We start from the raw sequence: 26,188 nt of genomic DNA on the forward strand, positions 1-26,188 counted from the left end.
TCATATCGTTTCTTCATCAGAAATATATTGATTAAATATTTTTAATGCATGCTTAGCATCTAAATTTCCTTGATATACCTGTTGCAGCAATTCATCCAAAGAACATACTTTCCCCTGTTTATTGAATTCCTTTCCCATAAATACAGCAAACTCACTGATATTTGGGTAATCATAGATTTTGCTTACCGGAATTGATGTACCGTATTTATTGTTAATTGCATTAACCCATTCCACACCTATAATCGAATCAACACCCATGGAAGTAAAGTCTTTATCAACATCGATACCGCTTCTTTTCATATACAAGGCTTCCGCCAGGCTTGTTGCAAGCTCTTCTTGTAAAGATTCCGCTGAATTGGCTATTTGGTTATGCGTTACAGGCTTTAATTCATTCTTAATTGCTGGCCATTGCAGCACATCACATGACGCTGGGGAAGGATTTTTACTCAATTCCTTTTCCAGGAAACTGGCAAACTCACAAATATTCGGATAATCATAGATTTTGGTTGCCGGAATTGAAGTACCGTATTTCTTGTTAATTACATTAATCCATTCCACACCTATAATCGAATCAACACCCATGGAAGTAAAGTCTTTATAAACATCGATATCGCTTCTTTTCATATATAAGGCTTCTGCCAGGCTTGTTGCCAGTTGTTCCTGCAATGCTTCCAGCGATATACCCGTTTGAATATGCATGGCAGCTTCTGGTTTATAGTTGACTTCCGGCTGCAATGTAAAAGTCCCTGTAGGGGATAATGCCACTGACCGTTTTATTTGATCTATCGGTTTATATGATGGGAGCTCTTCTGAAATAGACCTCAATGATATCCCGGCGGGCTTGCCCGTTTTTGCAGGTTTGTTTGGAATAGCCTGCTTTATTACCGACACGGGCTTTAAAGAATTAGGGGAAGTTGATGATTGCAATCCTTCCTTGTAGTTTAGACCTTTCGTCTGGGCACCAACGATACCTTTATCCTCGCATATATCTGTCTCCCGTATCCAGTATCGCTCTTTTGCAAAAGGATAAGTCGGCAGGCTGATGCGCTTAATCCTTTTTCCGCCGAAAAGCCCGCTCCAATCAATCTCATAGCCTTGACAATAAAAATCTGCCAAGGCAAACAGCATTTCCTGATATTTGCTCCTGTCACACTGTAACGACTTGCTTTGTTTGAGCATATCCTGGGCATACTGTTGTACCACCTTTTGGCCTTTAAAATCCTGTGGGACTTTTCCCTTGAACAGGTTCGGCAGTCTTTCCCTGCTGCCTGCCTGTTTCCATACGTATATAGCATCGTCGTGGTCCTGAATAACGATGGCACAGCGATGGTTGAAGTGCTGACGCCCCTCAAGCCCGGTGTAGCTTATCCTCAGCAGGTCCTGTCCCTTGTTTTGCAGTACTGTAATCATGTCCTGTATTTTTTCCTGCAGGGCATCCTCGGTCTTGGCCGAAAGGACAAGAAGATAGTACGGGGGCTGCTCCTGAAATGATCCGGTGTCTTTCCCGGAATAGCTCCTGACAACCATGTGGACGTTGGTGCCGCTCATTCCAAATGCGCTCACTGCACCAGTACGGACTTTGCCATCTCTCTTTGGCCAGGGTTTGGCAGCCTTGTTGACATAGAAGGGGCTTTCTTTCCAGTTGATATAGTCATTTTCCTGTTCGCAGTGTAAGCTGGCAGGAATCGTTTCATGGCGTAATGCCTCCACCAGGCTGATTAGACTGAGCAGTCCGGATGCCGCAAAGGTATGTCCGAAATTGGTTTTCGTTGAGGTAAGTGCACAATAGCCTTGTTTGCTTGTATAGCCTTTAAAGGCATCATACAAGGCATTGATCTCAACAGGATCACCGAGCCTGGTCCCGGTACCATGGGTTACAATGTATTCTATTTCTTCCGGGTTCACTTTGAACTGATCGTAGACCGCCTTCAGAAGGCTGGTCTGGGCAACCCCGCTTGGAGCGGTGATTCCGTTAGTTCTGCCGTCATAATTGACAGCGTTGCCCTGGATGACGGCATAGATCGGGTCTCCGTCTGCTTCAGCCCTGGATAACCGTTTGAGTACTACTGCAGCCACCGCTTCTCCAGGGACCAGGCCGTTGGCCCGCTTGTCAAACGCAAAGCACTTGCCGTCCGCAGACAGCATACCGGCCTGGCTCATCCCTATATACGCCTGTGGTGTGAGCATCAGATTGATGCCCGCGGCAATAGCGGTATCACACTCATGGCCGCGCAGGCTCAAGCAGGCTTGATGAGCAGCCACCAAACCGGATGAACAGGCGGTATCAATCGCCATCACGGGGCCGCTGAGATTCAGGAAGTATGCCAGGCGGGCAGCCAGAATTGCGTTGTTGTTGGATGTTACACTGGCCTTTTCTTTGACAAGCAGCTGGTAGTCTCCCTGTTCAGCACCCACAAACATTCCGATCCTGTTTGTTTTAATCTGTTTGGCTCCGTATCCGGCATCCTCCAGTGCCTTCCAGGCTTCCTGCAGCAAAAGCCGCTGCCTTGGGTCCATGACTTGCGCCTCTCTCGGTGAGATTTCGAAAAACTGTGAGTCAAACTGATCCGGATTGGATATAAATCCTCCCCACCTGGAATTGGTTTTGCCATTTTCCTGATGAGGGTCTCCATAATATTTTTGCCAGTCCCAGCGGCTTGCAGGTATTTCTGTAATACATTCCCTGCCGTCCTTCAGGTTGTTCCATAGTCCCTCGACTGTGTCGGCTCCTGGGAACCGTCCGCTCATCCCGATGACAGCGATGGACTCCGGAACACCTTGGGGGGTACTCCCTGTGGCAAACCTGAACCTTCCGGTTCTCTGCCGGGATGAAGCTGCTGCTTGCGGGGCTCGTTGCAGAACGTCCTGCGCAGCAGCAGCCTCCCGATAAAAATCCTGGATAGCTTGTTGATGCTCTGTAAAAAAGTATTGTGTCAGTCTTTCAATGGTGGAATGTCCAAAAAACACGGCAGGGGTAATTTCAATTCCATAATGACCGTTAAGCATGGTTGCAAACCGGGCCAGGCTGATGGAATCAAAGCCAAAATCCGCAAAGTTCTCCTCTTTGTCCAGTTTCTCCCGTGGGATTTTCAGTACATTCCCGGCAATCTCTTTCAAATCCCACTCCAAACACTGCTCAAGGCTTAGCCCCTTCATCTCGGTTCGTCTTCCCTTGCCTGAAGGCTTGTATATGTCAGGGGTCTGTGCTGGGGATTGGTTCCCGGCAAGCCCTAAAAAGCGGTACACCCGGCTGGGCTGTCCCGCCAGTACCAGATGCTGTATATCGTTCTGCGCCAGTAAGCGGTCGAACATGAAAATGCCCTCTTCGGTTTCCAAAAAACGTTGTCCGCTGGATTTGAGATACATTTCAGCATTATCGCCTTCTTTAGCTCCCATTCCGCCTTCCTTCCAGAGCGGCCAGTTAATGACAACCGTCTTGCCGGGCTGCTGATTATTACGATAATGCCCATAAGCCATCAGAAAACGGTTGCCAACGGCATAGTCGCAGGAGCCGAAATCACCCAGTATTGCTGCACTTGAAGAGAAATAACAGATAAAATCAAGGGGTTCCCGGCAAAGTAGCTCATCGAGTACGAGCGTTCCCTTGATCTTGGGTCCCAGCACCTCTTCAAAGCTTGAAATGTCCTTGTCCAGGATGCTTCCTCCCCCTGCAAGCCCTGCCGCATGCACGACTCCCCGTATCTCCCCGAAGCGTTCCTTCGCCTGACTCAAGCCTTCCTTCATGCGGGCCTGGTCACAAACGTCCGCCTGCAGGTACAATACCTGGCCGCCTAAGTCCTCCAGTATTTTTATCTTCATTTGTTTTTCTTCATCCATGGGGGACCGACCGGTCAGTATGAAATTTGCGTGCTGCGTTTTTGCCAGATGTCCTGCAAGCTGGAGTCCCAACCCGCCGCAGCCGCCTGTAATGAGGTAGGTTCCTCCAGGCTTCAGCAGGCTGTTTCCCGGCTGCATTTTTGTTGGACGTATCCGGCAAATATACCGCTTGCCCTCCTGGTACAGGATACTTGAGTTTTTTGGGGTCGGCATCTCTCTCCAGAGCTTCTGCAGCCAGTCCTTTATATCCGGTTCCCGGTTTTCTTCGCTCTCCTGCATGATTGCCGCAATTCGGGTATCTGGCATAACAAGCCCCAGGGAGCGCTCAAAGCCAATCCACGATTCAAGGTGACACCGTTCCAGCATGTCCTCATATTGAGCAGCCAGAAGGATGTGGCTGGGTTTTAGTTTTGAGAAGGAAATTCCCTGCAGGATATGTACGATACAGGAATAATCCCTTATATGTTTTTTGTCCTCCAAAGGCCATAGATAGAGGACGGCATCTATATTTCCATAATCCTCACGTATGCTCTTGAAGGCATCCTTATAGGTGTCCGGGTCTTTGGGTGATATGTGGTAGGCCTGTTCGGATTGTTTGCGGTAGCTGGTGCTTTGGGAGATGAAAATCACCCTGGTCTGCCCGTCAAGAGCCTGCACTGCTTCAATTGCCGCTTGCTGCTTTTTAGAATCCGAAAGAAAACAGACCATGGCTTTAATCCTGGCTGAAGAATTGTCCGGCAATACCTGCTCCTGCCATGTTTCTTCAAAGGTCATCAGTTCAAAGGCTTCCTGTGCTTCCTGAACCGGGTTGCTTTTTGATGCTGCATGATCCAGCTTCCGGCCGGTAAGTGTTGAAGCGGACCTCTTTTTAAAGAGGTGGGAAGTATTTTTATGCACGGCTGGAGTGCTCTCAATGTCAGGCATCCAGTAACGTTCCCGGGCAAAGGGATATGTGGGCAGGCTGATACGGCAGGGTTTGGTCTCTCCATAGAGTTTGTTCCAGTCAAATATCAAGCCTTTGACCCAGAGATCTACAAGTTTTACATGCTTCCCTTTAACGACCCAGGCCTCAATAGCTTTTTGCATATCCTCATCCGCTGTAAAAACAGCCAGGGTCTCCCTGTTGTGCTTGACCTGCCCGCGATACAAATCAGGAATGTCATCCTGACCTTCCAGAAAGCTCTTTAATTTCTCCTCAAGTTCTTTGATACTGCCTGCAATCACAGCCAGACGCTCTTCCATACCTTCGCGTCCCACCTGCAGCGTGTAGGCAATATCAGCCAGATCATTGTCGGAGAACCCCTGTACCTGAATTGCATTAAGGAGTCGCTCCACCTGCTCGTGAAGACGGTCTGCGTTTCTGGCGGACAGCACGACAATAGCCGGATTCCCGCGTGCAACCTGTATTTGAGGTCTTTTTAGTTTTGGAATGTATTCTTCAATCACCGCGTGGGCGTTTGATCCTCCGGCACCAAAGGCGGAGATGCCGGCAATTCTGGGGTATTCACTGGTTTCTCCATCAATCTTGATCTGTGGTCTCTTCCATTCCGCAAGCTCCTGCTGGACAATAAATGGAGTACCGGCAAAATCAATGTTGGGATTCAATTCACTGGAATGCAGGCTGGGAGCGATCTTCTGGTGTTTCATTTGCAGCAGGATTTTAGCTATCCCTGCAATTCCGGCTGCTGCTTCCAGATGGCCTATATTGGCTTTTACGGAGCCTATGGCGCAGAAGCCTGTATCCTGGGTATCCTTCCGGTATGCTCGGGTAAGCCCTGAAATTTCAATTGGGTCTCCAAGTTCTGTCCCGGTACCATGAGCCTCAATGTAGCTGATTGTTCTGGCATCCACCCCTGCTTTCTCGAGTGCTGTACGAATAAGCTCTCCCTGAGCGGTTGGATTGGGAACCGTGTATCCATTGGTCTTGCCACCGTGGTTAATACTGGTCCCCCGTATGATGGCATAAATGTGATCCTCATCTGCCACCGCCTGAGACAAGCGTTTTAACAAAACACATCCTACCCCTTCGCCTGGTACAAACCCGTTGCCCCCCCTTCCAAAGCTCTTGCACTTTCCGTCTGCAGACAGCATATTCTGCGCACAAAGTCCGATATAGCTTGCAGGATGAAGATATAGATTTACCCCGCCTGCAATAGCCATTTCACATTCTCCATTATGGATATGCTCACAGGCTTCATGGATTGCGACCAATGAGGAGGAACACATCGTATCAATGGGCATACTGGGACCTTGCAGGTTTAGCAGGTAGGAAACCCTATTGGCCACCGAGCTGAAGGAAGTGTAGGGAAAAATGTTTTCACCCTGCTTCCATAAATCAGGGCCATATAAATCAAATCCTGTTCTGGTGATTCCTGCAAAGACACCGATCCTCTGATTATACTTCGTTGCAAGCTGCTCCTTGGTGTATCCCGCATCCTCAAGCACTCCCCAGCATGACTCAATAAACAATCGTTCCTGCGGGTCCATATTGATCGCTTCGCGGGGCGAGATATTGAAGAAAAGTGGGTCAAAGTCTGCAAATCCCTCTATAAAACCTCCCCATTTGCTGTAACTTTTACCTTGAGGTATAGCTCCTTTGGAATTCGGATAATAGAATCCCTCCAGCGGCCAACGCTCTTCAGGTATTTCAGTGATACAGTCTTTGCCCGATTCTAAATTTCTCCAATACTCTTGTATATTTTTTGCCTGTGGATAACGCCCACTAAGGCCTATGATGGCAATGGGTTCCATGACTCTATTGGCTGGAGCCATAACAGTAAAACTGCGTTCCTGTTTTTTTTCTGCTTTGAATGAAGCTAGTTTACGAAATACACCTTTGACAGGTAGCGTTGTTGAGGATACTTCAGGAATTAGCTGCACCTCATCTTCGATCCCTGTCCACCGCATACATTTTTGGGGGTAATCTGTCACCAAATATTCTACCAGAGCTCCCATGGTCTGGTATTCATAGAATAAGGTTTTTGACAATCCTCCAAAAATATCTGCAAGCTTATAATTGAGTTGGGTAATCACAATTGAATCAATTCCGTAATTTTCCATGGACTCGTCGGGGTCTATCTTGGCAACACTCAGCTTGATGACTTCTCCGAATAGAGCTTTGAATTGGTGCAGAGTTTTTTCGCGCAGCAGACCCGGATCTATTTGATGAATTTTATTGGTTGTTTCAAAAGCTTCCTGCTCGAATCGTTTTACAAACACATTCTTATATTCTGCAATCAGGTATTCTGCAAGACTGTGGATAGTCCGTTGTTCAAAAAGTACAGCGGGGGTAAGTTCAAGGCTATATTTCCTGTTAATTTCATGGGCCAGCTCCGCCAGCTTGACATTGTCGAACCCATACTCGCTCAGCTCGGCATCCGCATCAATATCCTGAACCTTGACCTTGAGCAATATGGAAACGGTCAGCTCAACGTCAGACTGCAGCTTAATGAGCAAGCTGCCTGTATTGATTTCTGTGGTAGAATCAGATCCAGCAGGAGTTTTTTGAGGTCGTGCAGCAGCAGGAACCGCAATCAGCAGCTTCTGCTTCATTTGTGCTGCATTGCCTTCCATCACTGCCATCTGAACCTGTCCCGAGCCAATGCCCCGGTACAGGGCACGGATGCCGCTCCCTGTCTCCATGGCGACCATGCCCATGCTTTGCCTCATCATCCTCTTTGTCTCTTCATCGACGCGCATCCCGCCCTCTTTCCATAACGGCCAGTTTAGCGACAATGTACGACCGCAGCGTTGCTCCGAAACCTTCAATTCATTCCGGTAGCCGGCATACGCATCCATGAAGGCATTGGCTGCCGCGTAGTCGGCCTGACCAGCGTTGCCTATGACTCCGGCTAACGAAGAAAAGAGGATGAAGAAGTCGAGGCTCTGGTCTTTGCTTGCCTCATCCAGGTTCACCGCTCCCAAAACCTTGGGGGCCAGAACCGACATGAGCTCCTCTTTGGTTTTCTTTATGATGAAATTGTCCTTGATCACTCCGGCGGCATGAATGATGCCGTTGAGGCTGCCGAATTCATTTCTGATGCTTTGGATCAGGTCGGTAACAGCCTGTCTGTCGCTCACATCGACTTGCCTGTATGCGATGCGGGCACCCAGAGCCTCCAGTTCTTCAAGCCTGGCCTGCCTGTCTTCGCCCAGCGGAGTGCGACCGGCAAGGATTAGAGCAACACCCTTGGCTTTCTTGGCAATCTCTTTAGCAAATATGAGTCCCAGTCCACCGGCTCCTCCCGTAATCAAATAGACTCCCCCGGCTTTCCATGGAACGGTCTCTTCTTCCTCTGAAGCTTCAACTTCATTCCACCCGGCAACCAGACGTTTACCGGACTGATACCGGATTTGGCTGTCAAGGGGACATTGGCTGTTCTCCTGCAGCTTCTTTACAATCCTTCCTGAGTCTTCCTCAGGCTCCACTTCAATCATCTGTCCTGTCAGCTTCGGATTCTCCAGTTGAGCGGTTTTCAGCAAGCCGGAGAGTGCAAAGAAGAGCTGCTGTTCCTTCTGGGTGGAAATTACTATCTGAACCAGTATTTTGTCCTTGGACTTGTCCCTGAGGATATTTTTTATCTCCTCAAAGACTTGTGCAGTATATGTTTGAAACCGCTCACCGATCCCCTGCTGCGGGGATTGCAGGGCGAGGCAGTATATCTTGTCCATCCTGTCTGTAATGCTTTGAGGGGTAATTTCAGTCTGTTCGCAAAGAATCACCAGGTGCCGCCCATATTCATGGGACTGGACTTTCCCAGCCACGGCTTGTTCCCTCCAGCAGGGTTTAAGCATCAGTGTTCCATGAATTGCCGAAGATTCTGTTAATCCCGGTTCCCCATCTGTTACCCTGGCCGTGAATCCCTTCATCCGCACACACACCTTGCCTTCATCATCGCAGAGGTCGATATCCAGCTTCTGCAGCCTGTCCCCTGCCTGGCTGCCCTCACTGCGGCGAACCAAGGCCCACATGGTGGGGAGGCAGCTTTCAAAGACTTCAAACTCCTCTAGGGCAAAGGGCAGGGCGGGCCTTCCGGGGGTGTTGCTATTGTATGGCATTATTTCGCCATCATTCATCATCAAGCACATTGAGGCCTGCAGGGCGGAATCCATCAGGCTGGGATGCAGTACGAACTGGTCTTTGGTGGCAGCCACTGACGGCGGCAGTATAAGCCTGGCCAATACCTGACTCTGCCCTACAAAGACCTGCTCAAGCCCGCGGTGGGCAGAGCCGTAGTCAAATCCCATCGCCTTAAAGGCCTCGTAATATTGTGAAGAGGAAAGGGAGCTTTGGCTACACTGTGCCTGTAAGGCAGATATGTTCAAGACAGGAGCCTCCCGGTCAGTGTCCAGCACCGCCAATCCCTGGCTGTGCACTATCCGTTCTTCGCCTGCTTCATCCGGTTTGCTGTAAATCTCGTAGGCAATCCAGCCCGTTTCCTCAGGGTATAGTCCGATATGTATCTGGATGTACCGATCACCTATAACAATTGGTTCAGCCCATGCCACATTCTTAAGCCGCACCTTGGCTTGTTCCAAGGCTCCTGCTGCCTGCTCGACGGCTGCCCGGGCCATCTCCAGACAGGCTGCTTCAGGCAGGAGCTGCTGTCCATGTACTACATGATCTGCCAGAAAGAACTCCCGGCCGGTAAATGTTGAAGTAAACCTCTGTTCGGAGAGATCGGAGGTGTTTTGATGCAAAAGGGGGTGAATGGAATAAGGCTTATTAAAAATAGCTTGAGTTTGAAATTGACGTATCAAACCTATCGCATCCATTTTCGACAATCGATTGTTTTTTACTTCACCAAAAATGTATCGCATAAAATCTTTCATAATTCTCCTCCTAATACCGGGAATCCATTTTGCATAGATATAAAATCTTCTGCCTTTTGAATAGCAGTATCAATGCTTATAGTATCTTTCATGATTTCATCAATAAGTAGATCATAAAACTTTTCATCAAATTGGATGCTACTTTGAAGAGGTAATGAGGTCGTCTCTATCTGTTTTTTACTTTCCGGCACCCAGTAACGCTCCCTGTCAAAGGGATAGGTGGGCAAGCTGATACGGCAGGGCTTGATATCGCCATAAAGCTTGTTCCAGTCAAAGCTCAGGCCCTTGACCCATAGATTCACAAGTTTTGTATGCTTCCCTTTTACGGCCCAGGCTTCAATAGCTTTTTGCATATCCTCATCCGCCGTAAAAAAAGCCAAGGTATCCTTGTTGCGTTTGACCTGCCCGCGATACAAATCTGGAATTTCATTTCGACCTTCCAGAAAGCTCTTTAATTTCTCCTCAAGTTCTTTGATACTGACCACAATCACAGCCAGACGCTCTTCCATGCCTTCGCGTCCCACCTGCAGCGTGTAGGCAATATCAGCCAAGTCAGTGTCGGATAACCGCTGTACCTGAATTGCATTAAGGAGTCGCTCCACCTGCTCGTGAAGGCGGTCTGCGTTTCTGGCGGACAGCACAACAATAGCCGGATTCCCGCGGGTAACCTGTATTTGAGGTCTTTTTAGTTTTGGAATATATTCCTCAATCACTGCGTGGGCGTTTGATCCTCCGGCTCCAAAGGCGGAGATGCCGGCAATTCTGGGGTATTCACTGGTTTCTCCATCAATCTTGATATGTGGCCTCTTCCATTCCGCAAGCTCCTGCTGAACAATAAAGGGGGTACCGGCAAAATCAATGTTGGGATTCAATTCACTGGAATGCAGACTGGGAGCAATCTTCTGGTGTTTCATCTGAAGCAGGATTTTAGTTACCCCTGCAATTCCGGCTGCTCCTTCCAGATGACCTATATTGGTTTTTACAGAACCTATGGCGCAGAAGCCTGTGTCATGGGTATCCTTCCGGAATGCCTGGGTAAGTCCTGAAATTTCGATCGGGTCTCCAAGTTCTGTCCCTGTGCCATGAGCCTCAACATAGCTGATTGTTCTGGCATCCACCCCTGCTTTATCCATCGCTGTCCGAATGACCTCTCCCTGGGCGGTTGGGTTGGGAACCGTGTATCCATTGGTCTTGCCACCGTGATTAATTCTGGTCCCCCGTATGATGGCATAAATGTGATCCTCATCTGCCACCGCCTGAGACAAGCGTTTTAACAAAATGCATCCTACCCCTTCGCCTGGTACAAACCCGTTGCCCCCTCTTCCAAAGCTTTTGCACTTTCCGTCTGCAGACAGCATATTCTGCGCACAAAGTCCAATATAGCTTGAAGGATGAAGATATAGATTTACCCCGCCTGCAATAGCCATTTCACATTCTCCATTATGGATATGCTCACAGGCTTCATGGATTGCGACCAATGAGGAGGAACACATCGTATCAATGGGTATGCTGGGACCTTGCAGGTTTAGCAGGTAGGAAACTCTATTTGCCGCCGAGCAGAAGGAAGTATAGGGAGAAAATTTTTCATCCTGCTTCCATAAATCAGGGCCATATAAATCAAAACCTGTTCTGGTGATTCCTGCAAAAACACCGACCCTCTGATTATGCTTCGTTGCAAGCTGCTCCTTGGTGTATCCCGCATCCTCAAGCACTCCCCAGCATGACTCAATAAATAATCGTTCCTGCGGGTCCATATTGATCGCTTCGCGGGGCGAGATATTGAAGAAAAGTGGGTCAAAGTCTGCAAATCCCTCTATAAAACCTCCCCATTTGCTGTAACTTTTACCTTGAGGTATAGCTCCTTTGGAGTTCGGATAATAGAATCCCTCCAGCGGCCAACGCTCTTCAGGTATTTCAGTGATGCAGTCTTTGCCTGCTTTCAAATTCTCCCAATACTCTTGTATGTCTTTTGCCTGTGGGTAACGCCCACTAAGGCCTATGATGGCAATGGGTTCTCTATACTGTTGCGATTCAGGATTTTCAATTGGCCGTTTATGAAGTACAAATGGGTGTTCAGATACTCTAAATGTGTAATTCTGATGTAGCGGGTTGGGCGGTATGAAAATTTCTTCATCACTACCTTGCCCCTCGGTAGGATTATTATCTTCCAATCCTGTTAAAGATATTAACGAACTCCTTTGAGTCTTCATAAAATAATCAACTATGGCATCAATGGTTTGATACTCAAAAAACAGGGTACTGCTTATATTTTCGAATACTTTACGCAGGGTATTGCTCAACTGAACAATCAGAATTGAATCGATACCGTATGATTCCAATTGTTCTGAAGAATCTATCTCATTACACGGAATTTTTAAGATATCACCTATTATTTTTTTGAAATATGCCGTACTCTTCTCCCGTATTAAATCCTGGGTTGGTCCACCCACTTTTCTCACAGGAAATTTCTGTGGTTTCTTCAACGTCATCCCGTCCTTCTTTTTCTCAGTATCCGGTTCAAGAAGTTTTTGCCGGACCACCCCATCACTTTCGGCAGCAATGTTTTGCTGGCCATATACGTGCCCTTCCTGCGCCGTGAAGAAAACCTGTTGGAATCCCTCATCTTCCAGTACTGATTGCCAGGTTTGGGAAGATAGTCCGGGGCACCCTGGTATGCGTAGCGCTGTATCCTCGTACAACCACCAGCCATCCAAAAGACCGAAGGTCAAGTGGGTAAACAGGGTATTTCCACTTATCTCGTTTAAGAGGAGCAGTCCGTTTTTCTTCAGAATTGCTTTGATGTTGCGCAGTGTTTGCCTGATGTTCTTGGTGGCGTGCAGGACATTAGCGGCAATCACCACATCGTATCCTCCCGCAGATATATTTTGCTTGGCAATCGGAGCTTCCACGTCAAATATCTGAAACGTCAGATAGGGGTTGTCCGAACCATACTCTTTTTCAGCATGCAACAGGAATGCCTTGGAGACATCGGTATAGCAATATTCTTCTATGTAATCCCTAAAAGGCTTTATTTTCTCAAAGACCATTTCGCTGGTCCCCCCAGTGCCGGCGCCAATCTCAATTATGCGCAACCGCCCAGACTGGTCCTGCCTACGTTTTTCAATATACGCAACCAGAGTATCCGCCAGATTTCCATTGAAGTAGTCCGAAATCGGATTGTTCTTGTAAATTCCCTCGACCAATTCCATGGAGGAGTTCGGGAACATGACGTCTGTAGCAGGTACTTTTCCAGTGAGGATGTCCGGTAATGCCCGTAAAGTAGCCTCTACCAGTATTATCTTGTCTCTTGTATTGGGCTCGTTTAGCCATGGGTGTTTTTTTAGGTGCCACTCATTCCATACAGCCTCGATACCTATCGGGGTGGGGTCTGCTACGGTATATACCTCTTTGTCAAAGCTGAGATAATTATTACTGGTTAAAACCACTATGCTTTCTGCCAGCCACCTTTTCAATAGATGATTCAGACCTTTTGTTTCCAGATCGTCTATCATAAAGTTCTTTTCCGTAAACAACCCGATGGATTGCAATTGACCAAAGAGTAACTTGCAGAGGAGGCTATCTATCTCCTGCATGTGCACGCCAATTTCCAATTTCATATTTTTGTCCTGTAAACCCTGCTTCAAGATGCGGTTCTTTATTTTATGGATATACGAGTGGATATTTTCCGGGTATATCACAATTTGTTCCTGAGGGTTGATTCTCTCCATGACAAGAGGTTTGGTGGTTTTTACCAAGGCAATCTGGTCTATTGGTCCGGTCAGGAGTCTCTCCAAGGCATCCATAGCTTCCGAGGGCTCGATAGAGCTGAGTCCTGCCATAGCTATGCTATTCTTAAAAACCTGAGGGATAACACTACCGACGCCAACATTACCCCAATATCCCCAGTTCATAACTTTCACCGCACAAGGCCATTCCCGGGAGAGGTAATTGGCAAAAGCATCCTCAAAGGAGCATCCTGCAGAATAATTGCTTCTTCCATGATCTTTTGCAAATGCACCGATGGATGAGAAAAACAGTGCAAAATCCAAGGGTTCCTGTTTAAAAACCTGAGCCAGGCGCACACTCACATCAACTTTGGCTAAAAGCCCGCCCCTAAAGCGTTCTTCTTCCATATTTGCCAGACTTTGATCCAGTAAACCGATTGCCGAGTGGATTACCCCATTTATCTGTCCATACAGCTGTTTGACCTGTTCGTATGCTTTTTGCAGTGCATTCCGATTGGCGGCATCAGCTGAGATGTATTGTGGTTCCGGCCCCAGGGCGGCCAGTCTGTCAATTTGGGCCTGGATAGTTTCATCTTTTTGCCTGCGTCCGATCCAGATGATTCTCGCGTGGTAGGTGCTAATCATATACTCGCTCCAAGCTTCGCCGATACCTCCGGCACCTCCAATAACCACATATACTCCTTCCGGCTTGTATAGGGTCCATTCAAATGGAGGGCTTTGAAATGGAATCAGCTTTTGGCGATGCCATTCCTGTCCTCGATAAATCCATGGGTTGCCCTGAGGATTTGGAAGCAGTGTAAAAATATCTTCCATAGGCCAGGTACAGTCAGCTTCCAGGTCAACCAGCCGCACCTGCCAGTTTGGGTACTCCTTGGCCATGGAACCCACAAGTCCGTGAAGCGAAGCATGCGTTGGATTCACCACATCATTTTTATTAATAGGCTGGGTCTGGACGGTAATTATAGTCCATCCTAAGACTTTATCGCCATAGTCCAAGCGTAACAGGGCCTTGATCATTCTGAAAATCTGGAGGACACCCTTTTCTTGCTCCTCAATCAGGGCCTCATCTGCCTGGGATTTCAATGGGCGATAAGGAACAATATACAGGATGTGATCAATGCTGTCCTGCTCTTTAATTCTTTTGACTATTGCCTCTATGGTATCATCGGACTGAATATGCAATACCTGCGCGTTGGGATAGTATTGCATTATGACACTTCTGTCGCCTTTATCGTCTCCTGCAATTACAACCCTATCGGTTGGGTATGGCAGGGCTTGGCCCTTTTCTATAAGGTCCACATCCCATACCGGTTTCATCATAAAGGTTCCTACGAGCGGCTTGATGGATGTTTCATAAGAAACTGCTTTCTCTGGATTACCAATCTGGATATCTCCTTCCAGCATTATTAACGAAACTGCTTTCATCCGAACGCAAACCCTACCTTGTTCATCGCACAGATCGATATCGAGCTTTAGCACCCTGTCCCCAGATACATTATCATCATTATAACGGATATGAGCCCACATGGCAGAAGTGCAGCCTCCAAATATCTGAAGTTCGTTCAGGGCGAAGGGTGGAGATAGTTTCGAGCCAATACCACCACCGGACGATACCATACTCATCATTAGACCGATCGAGGCCTGAAGGGCAGAGTCCATCATGCCAGGGTGCAGAACAAACTGACATTGAGTATCGGAGATGGCTGTGGGCAAGGATAATCTGGCTAACACCTGACCCGAACCCACGTACACCCGCTCTATCCCCTTGAGGGTAGGACCATAGTCAAACCCTGCAGATTTGAAGGCCCCGTAGCATTGTGAGGCTGAAAGGATGGTTTGGGTACATTGAGTCTGCAGCGTTTTGAGTACCAAAACCGGAGGCTCCTTTGCAATGCCCAGCACTGCTGCTCCCTGGCTATGCACTATCGGCTTGGTGTTGTTCTGGTCTGGCTGGCTGTAAATCTCATAGGCAATCCGGCCGGTTTCCTCAGGGTAGAGAGCGATGTGCACTTGGATTGGCTGTCCCTCCACAGTAATTGGCCTAACCCAGACCACATCCTCAAGCCGTATCAGAGCTTCATCCGAGGCTCCGACAGCCTTTTCAATTGCCACGCGGGCCATTTCCAGATACGCTACACCGGGTAAGATATTCTGACCATTTATTTTGTGATCTGCCAGGAATAACTCCTGTCCAGTGAAGACAGAGGTGAAACGTTGTTCGGCAAGAGTAGAGGTGTTCTGGTGCAATAGAGGATGAATAGCTGGTGCAATTGCTGCCGTGCTGCTGACTGGTTTGACCTCAATCTCCGGTATCCGATAGCGTTTTTTTGCAAATGGGTAGGTAGGCAGGCCTGGTAATCGCCTAACTGCTCCTTTTTGATATATTACTTTCCAATCGATCTGATTGCCGTTGACCCATAGTTCGGCTAATTTTCTTGTGTTATTATTCTTAATTAATCTTTGAATATACTCTTTCCCTTCTTCTGTATCACCTAAATTTATGACATTATTTTTTCCGGTTTTTCCAAAAAAACTATCTATTGGAACATTACCTTCTATAAATTGCTCCAATTTCGCAAGCAACATTTCTTTGTTATTGCTCAGCAAAGCTAAACGATATGACATGCTTGCCCGGCCAACCTGAAAAGTATAAAGTAAATCGGCCAGGTTAAAATCGTTGCAAGCTTGGATAAATTCCTTTGTCTCCCTTGCATACTCCCGCAATACTTCTTCACTCTCTGCAGATAGAACAAGCAATCCCGGTGTAGCTCCTTCAACCTTTACTGAGCCTTGGGAATTTGCCGGATACTCTTCTACCACGATATGGGCATTGGTACCACTGAACCCGAAGGAATTTATGGCTGCCAAGCGGCTGCCCTTAGAATTTACCGGCCATTCTTTCAAGGTCGTATTCACAACAACAGGGCTATTTTCAAAGTCAATATGTTCATTTCCCTTGGTAAAGTTAATGGAGGGCGCCATCTCTTTGTTTTTCATGCTCAGGAGCACTTTTATCAAGCTCAATACTCCTGCAGCTGCCGTTGTATGGCCGATATTGGCTTTCATGGAACCGATTGCACAGAAACACTTCCTTGCCGTGAATTTTTTGAAAGAATCGCTTAACGCATCTATTTCTATGGGGTCCCCCAGCTTGGTCGCAGTACCATGTGCCTCTATGTACTGAATGTCTTCAACAGCAATATGGTTTCGCCTATAAACCGATTCCTGCAATTGACTCTGGGACAGAAAACTGGGGGCGGTGATCCCTGATGTCTGTCCATCCTGGTTGGTGCCGCTGCCCCGGATGATTCCATATATGAAATCGTTATCACGCTGAGCTTCCTTAAGTCTTTTCAAAATAACAACCCCAACGCCATCTCCTACAACAATGCCATTAGCTTCATTGTCAAAGGGGCGGCATTCTCCTGTAGGAGAAAGCATCCCAGCGTTATTCATCGTTATAAATGCTCCTGGATTTGAATAAATCGTAATTCCTCCGGATATTGCCAGATCGATCTCATGGTTTTTCAATTTATTACAAGCTGTATCAACAGCTACTAGGGAGGATGAGCAAGCGGTATTTATTGCCATGGCAGGTCCCTTCAGATCTAAAAAGTAGGCAATACGTGCCGCTAGTATGCTGGTATCATAACCCAACATGGAAAAATGAGAAAAATCCTGAGTTACTGAAACATTTCCCATAGTGCCGATTATTGTCCCCACTTGCCGCCCCTGCAACGAAGAAGGGGTATAACCGGCATCCTCCAAGGCTTTGTAGCATTCCTGCAAAAGGATTCGTTGCGCAACATCCATTGATTCTGCTTCTTTTGGAGAGATTTTAAAAAATAACGAATCGAAAAATTCGATATCTTCTATGGCTCCGTATCTGCTGGGAACCATATTTAAAGAATTTGCATCAAAGAAGTCAAGCCAGGATTGTTTCTTAATCTCCTGAATACAATCTTTTCCCTGTCTCAACAAGTCCCAAAATTCATTCTGTCCATTAGCTCCCGCACATCGGCAGGAAAGGCCAACCACGGCAATATCATCAGTTGATTTTTGGAGTTGTGTGTCCAAATTGCTGACAACGTTTACCTTTGTATGTTTTTCCTCAGAGAGGACTTCCTGTAATTGGCCGGCCGCTTGATTTACAGACATAATTTGTTCTGTTAGCTCAGGTACATATTCTGCGATATACTTTGCCAATGAATCCAATGTATTAAATTCAAATATGACACTTGTAGGTAAATCCAGATTGAATCTGGTATTAATCGCTTCTAACAGCTTAACTGCATTGATTGACCCAACCCCTAGCCCTTGAAATGTTTCTGCCTCTTCCAAGTCCGTCCGCTCCAAGCCCAATACCGTGAGAAACTCTTCCCTCAGTATTTCACTAATTATTGTCAGATCCTTTAGTATCCCGGTATGAATCTTGTTATCAATGAGCTGATGATTTTTGCTGTCATTTTGCTGATTTGAAAAAGTCTTGTCCAGACTTTTGGGATAGGGAATATATCCCTGGTCAAGCATCTCTGTCAATGCTTTAGAGTATGGCGTCTTATGCGCAAGTTTGTATGCATTATCCTCCAGAAGTTCTGATTTAGAGCGTTTTGTATCCTTTTTCAGCTTGAACAGGCAATAACTGAGCCATCCCTGTTCAATAGAGAGAGATTGGTTTGCATAGTTCCTCAAGGAATTCTGTGATACCTCCGGCAGGTGTTTGATGTTTTGTTCCAATTCTAGATCATAGGTATAATTGGCAATCTGCCTGGATACATCAATGATCTCATCGATCACCAGGTTATATGTAGAAAAAATATCAATCCAATCTTTGCTGGTTGCAATGCTGATTTCAATATTGGGATCTACAATCGACCCGCGTAAATTGGCTATAAAATCCATTAAAAGTACTCTTCCATCCTCATCAAGGGATGCAGAAATGTTCTTGAACAAGCTATGCTTGTCGCGGATATGGCAACAGACTTCGATTCCAATAATGAGATCATAGCAATCAGGAAAAGGTGCTTTCGAGCTGTCTCGATTGAATACCTGTGCGCGGGAACCCAGTTTCATCTCAGCAATTCGTTGGTTCCCCAACTCTGCCTGAGCTTTTGTGATGGTGAAGCCATGAGTTTTAATATTGGGGTAGAGCGCTGCTATTTGAATGATATCCGTCGCATGTCCACAGCCGATATCAAGCAGTTTTTTAATTTGATTAAAATCCTCCTTGCAAAAGAGCACCTGGCGCATTTCTATTTGTTTTGCTTTCACCAACTCTGCTTCGGCAGCGAATTGCTCAGGATGCAAAAAGACGCGGCTCATAGAAAATCCAGGGATTTTTTCTTCAAAGGGGCAAAACGTTAGATATTCTTCCTGAAACTCTTTTTTACTATCTCTGGTTATAATTGTATACAACTCTACTGCTTTGTTTTTATATTCTTGCTCCAGCGTTGCTGCACATTTTTCTTCGGGATTATTGTTTTGGTTAATATCTATCCAGCATCTCCTTTTTGCAAACGGATAAGCAGGCAACGAAATTCTCTTTACTGCTTCATCCTGATGTAGCTTCTCCCAAGGAATATTAAACCCTTCCACCCAAAGTAGAGCGAATTGGTTCAAGTTCCGCCCCTCCAGAGCATTCTTAATTATAATTTCAATTCCTTCCCTGTCAGATAATTGTTTCTTGCTGTCTTCTTTTATCTTTTCAATATTTCCCGTGATAATTTCTTTTGGAAACATCTCCGCATGGCGAGAAGAAATAATGGCTTCCAATTTTGAACACAAATCTTGTTTTGAGGAAGCAACAATTGCCACTCTCTCTTTCATGGCATCCCTTCCCGTCTGAAGAGTATAGGCTATATCCGGCAAGCGTATGCCGGCAGATGACTCACTATTTAAAAAATCAAGCATTTGTTGGATAATTACTCGCAATCTGTCCGGGTTTTTGGCAGAAAAAACTATAATCTGCGGCAAATCTTTCAAGGGACAAATGGGTTCTTCCTGCGGAGGAAGATATTCTTCGATTACTGCATGGGCATTAGTACCACTGATTCCAGTACTACTGATTGCACCTAATTTTTTCTGACCATTTTCAGTAATCCATGCTTGATTCTCTTTGCTTATAATAAACGGGCTTTCTATAAAATTTATATATTCGTTTTTAGCTTCATGGTTAGGCAAAGCCGGAATGGTATGATATTTCATCGCCATGAGCATACTGATTAAGTTAACTACTCCGGAAGCAGCAAACGTGTGTCCGATTAAAGGTTTAACGGAGCCTAAAGTACAGAACTGCTTTTTATTTGTGTATTGCTTGAAAGAATTTGTTAAGGCTTCGACCTCTATAGAATCTCCAAACTTTGAGCCCACGCTGTGGGATAATACATACTGTATATTGCTTGGATTGATATCATATTTATTATAAATGTTTTTAATCAACTCCGTCTGGCTCACAAGATTCGGGGCTGTTATTCCATTACCCCTGCCATTGTAATTTACTCCGCTTGCTTTAATACATCCATATATATGGTCTTTATCTGATATCGCTTTAGATAAAGGCTTGAGCAGAACAACAGCTGCTGCTTCACCAGGCACTAATCCGTCAGCACGCTGTTCAAATACATAGCATTTTCCATCCGAGGACAGCATATCAGCTTGACTTAATGCTAAATATATCATAGGGGTAACCAATAAACCGATACCACCTACCAGTGCCATATTGCAATCCCCTTGACGCAAGGCTTGACATGCATGGTGAATAGCCACCAAACCGGATGCACACGCGGCTGTTAACGCTAGATTCGGACCTTTTAAATCTAATAAATAGGCGATACGAGCAGATAGGGTGGCATTCTGGTTACTGTTGAGCTGTCCTTTCCCACCAGTTACCATTCCATACTGGCTCTCTTCGACGCCAACATATACTCCGCATGACGTTCCTCTGATTTTTTCACCCATATAACCTGCATCCTCCAAGGCATGCCATGCTTCCTCCAGAAATATACGCTGCTGCGGATCCATGACTTCTGCCTCTTTTGGTGAGATTTCGAAAAACAGGGGGTCAAATTGATCCGGATTGGATATAAATCCCCCCCACCTGGAATTGGTTTTGCCATCTTCCTGATGAGGGTCTCCATAATACTTTTGCCAATCCCAGCGGCTTGCAGGTATTTCTGTAATACATTCCCTGCCATCCTTCAGGTTATTCCATAATTCACCGACCGTATCGGCTCCCGGAAACCGCCCGCTCATCCCTATGACTGCAATGGGCTCCGGAATACTCTGGGGAGTGCTATCTACGGCAAGCATGAAGCTTCCAGCTCCCTGCTCGGACGAAGCTGCTTGCGGGGCTTTTTGTAGAACTGCCTGCTTAGCAGCATCCTCCCGATAAAAATTCTGGATAGCTTGTTGATGCTCTGTAAAAAAGTATTGTGTAAGTCTTTCAATGGTGGAATATCCAAAAAACACGGCAGGGGTAATTTCAATTCCATAATGACCGGTTAATATGGTTGCAAACCGGGCCAGACTGATGGAATCAAAGCCAAAATCCGCAAAGTTCTCCTCTTTGTCCAGTTTCTCCCGTGGGATTTTTAATACATTCCCGGCAAGTTCTTTCAAGTCCCACTCCAAACACTGCTCCAGGCTTAGCCCCTTCATCTCGGTTCGTCTTCCCTTGCCTGAAGGCTTGTATATGTCAGGGGTCTGTGCTTGGGATTGGTTCCCGGCAAGCCCTAAAAAGCTGTGCACCCGGCCAGGCTGTCCCGCCAGTACCAGATGCTGTATATTGTTCTGTGCCAGCAAGCGGTCGAACATGAAAATGCCCTCTTCGGTTTCCAAAAAACGTTGTCCGCTGGATTTGAGATACATTTCAGCATTATCGCCTTCTTTAGCTCCCATTCCGCCTTCCTTCCAGAGCGGCCAGTTAATGACAACCGCCTTGCCGGGCTGCTGATTATTACGATAATGCCCATAAGCCATCAGAAAGCGGTTGCCAACAGCATAGTCGCAGGAGCCGAAATCACCTAGTATTGCTGCACTTGAAGAGAAATAACAGATAAAATCAAGGGGTTCCCGGCAAAGTAGCTCATCGAGTATGATCGTTCCCTTGATCTTGGGTCCCAGCACCTCTTCAAAGCTTGAAATGTCCTTGTCCAGGATGCTTCCTCCCCCTGCAAGCCCTGCCGCGTGCACGACTCCCCGTATCTCCCCGAAGCGTTCCTTCGCCTGACTCAAGCCTTCCTTCATGCGGGCCTGGTCACAGACGTCCGCCTGCAGGTACAATACCTGGCCGCCTAAGTCCTCCAGTATTTTTATCTTCATTTGTTTTTTTTCATCCATGGGGGACCGACCGGTCAGTATGAGATTTGCGTGCTGCGTTTTTGCCAGATGTCCTGCAAGCTGGAGTCCCAACCCGCCGCAGCCGCCTGTAATGAGGTAGGTTCCTCCAGGCTTCAGCAGGCTGTTTCCCGGCTCCATTTTTGTTGGACGTATCCGGCAAATATACCGCTTGCCCTCCTGGTACAGGATACTTGAGTTTTTTGGGGTCGGCATCTCTCTCCAGAGCTTCTGCAGCCAGTCCTTTATATCCGGTTCCCGGTTTTCTTCGCTCTCCTGCATGATTGCCGCAATTCGGGTATCTGGCATAACAAGCCCCAGGGAGCGCTCAAAGCCAATCCACGATTCAAGGTGACACCGTTCCAGCATGTCCTCATATTGAGCAGCCAGAAGGATGTGGCTGGGTTTTAGTTTTGAGAAGGAAATTCCCTGCAGGATATGTACGATACAGGAATAATCCCTTATATGTTTTTTGTCCTCCAAAGGCCATAGATAGAGGACGGCATCTATATTTCCATAATCCTCACGTATGCTCTTGAAGGCATCCTTATAGGTGTCCGGGTCTTTGGGTGATATGCGGTAGGCCTGTTCGGATTGTTTGCGGTAGCTGGTGCTTTGGGAGATGAAAATCACGCTGGTCTGCCCGTCAAGAGCCTGCACTGCTTCAATTGCCGCTTGCTGCTTTTTAGAATCCGAAAGAAAACAGACCATGGCTTTAATCCTGGCTGAAGAATTGTCCGGCAATACCTGCTCCTGCCATGTTTCTTCAAAGGTCATCAGTTCAAAGGCTTCTTCTGCTTCCGGAAATGTTGAAGTGAACCTCTGTTGGGAGAGGTTGGAGGTGTTTTGATGCGGCAGCGGATGAACGGAGGTTGCTACAGGTGCTGCTGTAGCTGTTTTAGCCGCCCAATAACGCTCCCTGGCAAAGGGGTAGGTGGGAAGACTAATGCGATGAGGCTTGATGCTGCTGTAGAGCTTGTTCCAATCAAAAGATAGACCATCAACCCAGAGGCTGAGCAATTTGCCGTACTTGCCTTTTGTAATCCAAGCCTCAATAGCTTTTTGCATATCCTCATCCGCTGTAAAAATAGCCTGGGTCTCCTTGCTGCGCTTGACCTGTCCGCGATACAAATCGGGAATGTCATCCCGACCCTCCAGATAGCCTTGCAGCTTTTCCTCAAGTTCTTTGATACTGCCCGCAATCACAGCCAAACGCTCTTCCATAGCTTCGCGTCCCACCTGCAGAGTATAGGCAATGTCGGCAAGGCTGTCTTTTGAGAATTGCTGCTCGTGTACGGCGGACAACAATCGCTGCACCTGCTCACCGAGGTGGTTCTCATTCCTGGCCGATAACACAATAATAACAGGATTGTGAACTAAAATGTCAATTGACCGCCGAGCCTGGTCTTTGGGTATATATTCTTCAATGACTACGAAGGCATTGGCTCCTCCCGCTCCAAAGGAAGAAATACCCGCAATCCTCGGCCACTCTGCTGTCTCACCATTTATGGAAATTACAGGCCGTTTCCATGGAGCAATTTCTTGCTGTACTACAAACGGGGTGCCGGCAAAATCAATATTGGAGTTAAGTGTTTGGGAATGCAAGGAAGGCATCAGCTGCTGGTATTTGAACTGCAGTAATATTTTAGTCAACCCAGCAATGCCTGCCGCACTCTCACAATGTCCAATATTCGACTTTACCGATCCGATAGCACAGAACTGCTTGACCGTGGTATCTTTCTCAAAAGCCTTGGTCAGACCAGCGATCTCGATGGGATCTCCCAGCGCCGTACCTGTCCCGTGGGCTTCAATATAGCTGATTGTTCTGGCATGAACCTTTGTCCGCTGCAATGCTTCGGAAATCAACCGTGCTTGGGCATTGGGATTGGGTACAGTATACCCGTTGGTTTTTCCTCCAGCGTTAATCATACTTCCCTTAATTATGCCATAAATATGATCTCCATCTTCAATTGCCCTTGCTAAAGGTTTCAGGACGATTGCCCCTACGCCTTCACCATCAACGAAACCATCCGCCTGATCTCCAAAGGACTTGCAACTGTCGCCTGCTGAGAGCATTGTTGCCGCTGCTAACCTCATATAATGGACAGGGTCTACAATGAGATTGACCCCACCGGCAATGGCACACTCGCTTGTACCGCTGTATATGCTTTCCAAAGCCAGATGAACAGCCGTTAAGGAAGATGAGCAGGCAGTATCTATGGCTATACTTGGTCCCTGAAAATTGAAAAGGTAGGAAACCCGATTGGCTATAGACCAATAACTAGCCCCTGAAGAATAGTTCCCATTCATAACTCCTGCAAATACACCGATTTTACCGCTCTCACAAAGGTTTGCAGGTGTGTATCCCGCATCTTCGATACTGGCATAGCACGTTTCCAGGAACAAGCGCTCCTGGGGATCCATGTATTCAGCCTCAGCAGGAGAAATATGAAAGAATAACGGGTCGAATTTATCAATATCTCTTATAAATCCACCCCATTTTGTATATACCGACCCTGGTTTACCTTTGGCTTGATCAAAATATTCCCGCCAATCCCAACGGTCTCCAGGAATTTCTGTAATGCAATTTTTCCCTTTTTTTAAATTTGCTCCGAATTCGTTAACATTATCCGCACCGGCGTAGCGTCCGGAAAGCCCTATAATTGCAATATCCTGAGCAATGAAATTGGACGGTGCGGGCTTCTCAGGCTCTGTTTCAGGCAATTGGGAACGCCTGGTTTTTCTGTATCCCGGTAAAGCAGGCATTGGCGGGAGTCCCGGCGACCCTACATTGCCGAAGCTTTCCCTGCCCGGTTCCTTTTCTTCCAGTCCTACCAGAGCAATTAATTTATCCTTCTGTGTTTCCATGAAATATTGTATTAAATCATCAATGGTTTGATATTCAAAAAACAATGTACTGCCAATGTTCGCAAATACCTTGCGTAAAGTATCAGTCAACTTAACCACCAAAATTGAGTCTATGCCGTATTTCTGCAATGGCTCTGACGAATCTATCTTATGAACCGGCATTCCAAGAGTTTCGCCAATTAATTTCTTGATATATGCCGTACTTTTTTCTCGCAACAAGTCTTGCGTAACCATTTTTCCAGGTGCTGCCGAAGGTTCATGCACAGGGGCCCGCTTAACCGGAACCGTCGGCCTGTCTAGCCGGGCAACAGGCATTTCAGGAGATCTACCCAGTTTTAATCCCTGTTTTTGGCGGACAACACCATTACTTTCGGCGGCAATAATCTGCTGGCCTAAAGCCCCGGCCTCTTCCACCGGAAAAAATACCGACCGGAAGCCTTCACTTTCCAGTACTGCTTTCCATGTTTGAGGAGATAACCCGGGACAGCCCGGAATGCGTAACCCTGCATCTTCATATAGCCACCATCCCTTTAAGAGTCCAAAGGTTAGGTGGGAAAACAAGGACTTGCCGGTAATCTCATTTAGTAGGATTAAACCATTTTTCTTCAAGGCAGCTTTCGCGTTTTGTAAAGTTTGCCTTATATTTTTGGTAGCATGCAGCACATTTGCTGCAATGACAATATCGTACCGGCCGGCACTCATTCCTTGCCCAGCCATCGGCTCTTCGACATTAAAGATTCTATATTTTAAATAAGGGTTCTGTGTACCATACACTTTTTCAGCATGCTGCAAAAATGCTTGGGATATATCGGTATAACAGTACTCCTGGATATGTTTACTGTATAGCTGAAGCTTGGCAAAGACCATAGCGCTCGTTCCCCCAGTTCCGGCACCAATTTCAAGGATACGTAACTGCACCGTTGAATCCTGCCTTATGCGCTCTTGGACATAGGAGACTAAAGTATCGGCAAGGACTTCATTAAAATAGTCCGCAACTACATTATGCTGGTAAACCCTTTCAACCAGCTCCATGGATGAATTTGGGAATATCACATCAGTGGCTGGGATTTTACCAGTCAGAATTTCCGGTAGAGCAATAAGTGTTGCCTCGCTTAAAACAACCTGGCTATATATTTGGGGATCTTTAAGCCATATTTCTTTTTTTAGATCCCACTCTTTCCATACAAGGTTAGTGTCTACTTGGGTTGTACCTGTTGCAGCATATGTTTCCCCATCATACAGGAGATAGTTATTTTTCGTCAGAACCTCTATACTTTCTTCCATCCACCTATGGTATAAATCAATCAGTCCTCCTTTGGTTTTGAGGTCTGCAATAGAACCCTTTCCCGAAAAAACACCCATCAACTGTAACTGGCCCCAAAGCATTTGGCAGAGAAATTGATTCAACTCCTTAATTTGCTGGCTTATATCTGCGCTCATGAGCTGTACCTTAGGTTCTTGTTCGAGAATGTACTTTTTTATATTTTGAATACTTGAGGGAATGTCATCAGTATAAACCGTAATTAATTCATTTGATTTTGCTTCTAAATTTATTTTCATTGTTATACCCC

At 46.6% G+C, this 26,188-nt stretch carries 2 protein-coding genes; both read right to left on the bottom strand.

From position 1 onward, the window contains the following. Positions 1-9,669: an SDR family NAD(P)-dependent oxidoreductase gene (locus P0092_RS11525; protein WP_276186891.1), complete on the bottom strand. Its 9,669-nt coding sequence runs from the start codon at positions 9,667-9,669 to the stop codon at positions 1-3. Then, a complete protein-coding gene (locus P0092_RS11530) occupies positions 9,666-26,177 on the bottom strand; it encodes an SDR family NAD(P)-dependent oxidoreductase (protein ID WP_276186892.1) in 16,512 nt (5,503 codons plus the stop codon). Before P0092_RS11530 ends, P0092_RS11525 begins: the two co-directional genes overlap by 4 nt. Positions 26,178-26,188: the final 11 nt, after the last annotated feature.

This window comes from Ruminiclostridium papyrosolvens DSM 2782 (assembly GCF_029318685.1).
Taxonomy (GTDB): domain Bacteria; phylum Bacillota; class Clostridia; order Acetivibrionales; family DSM-1351; genus Ruminiclostridium; species Ruminiclostridium papyrosolvens.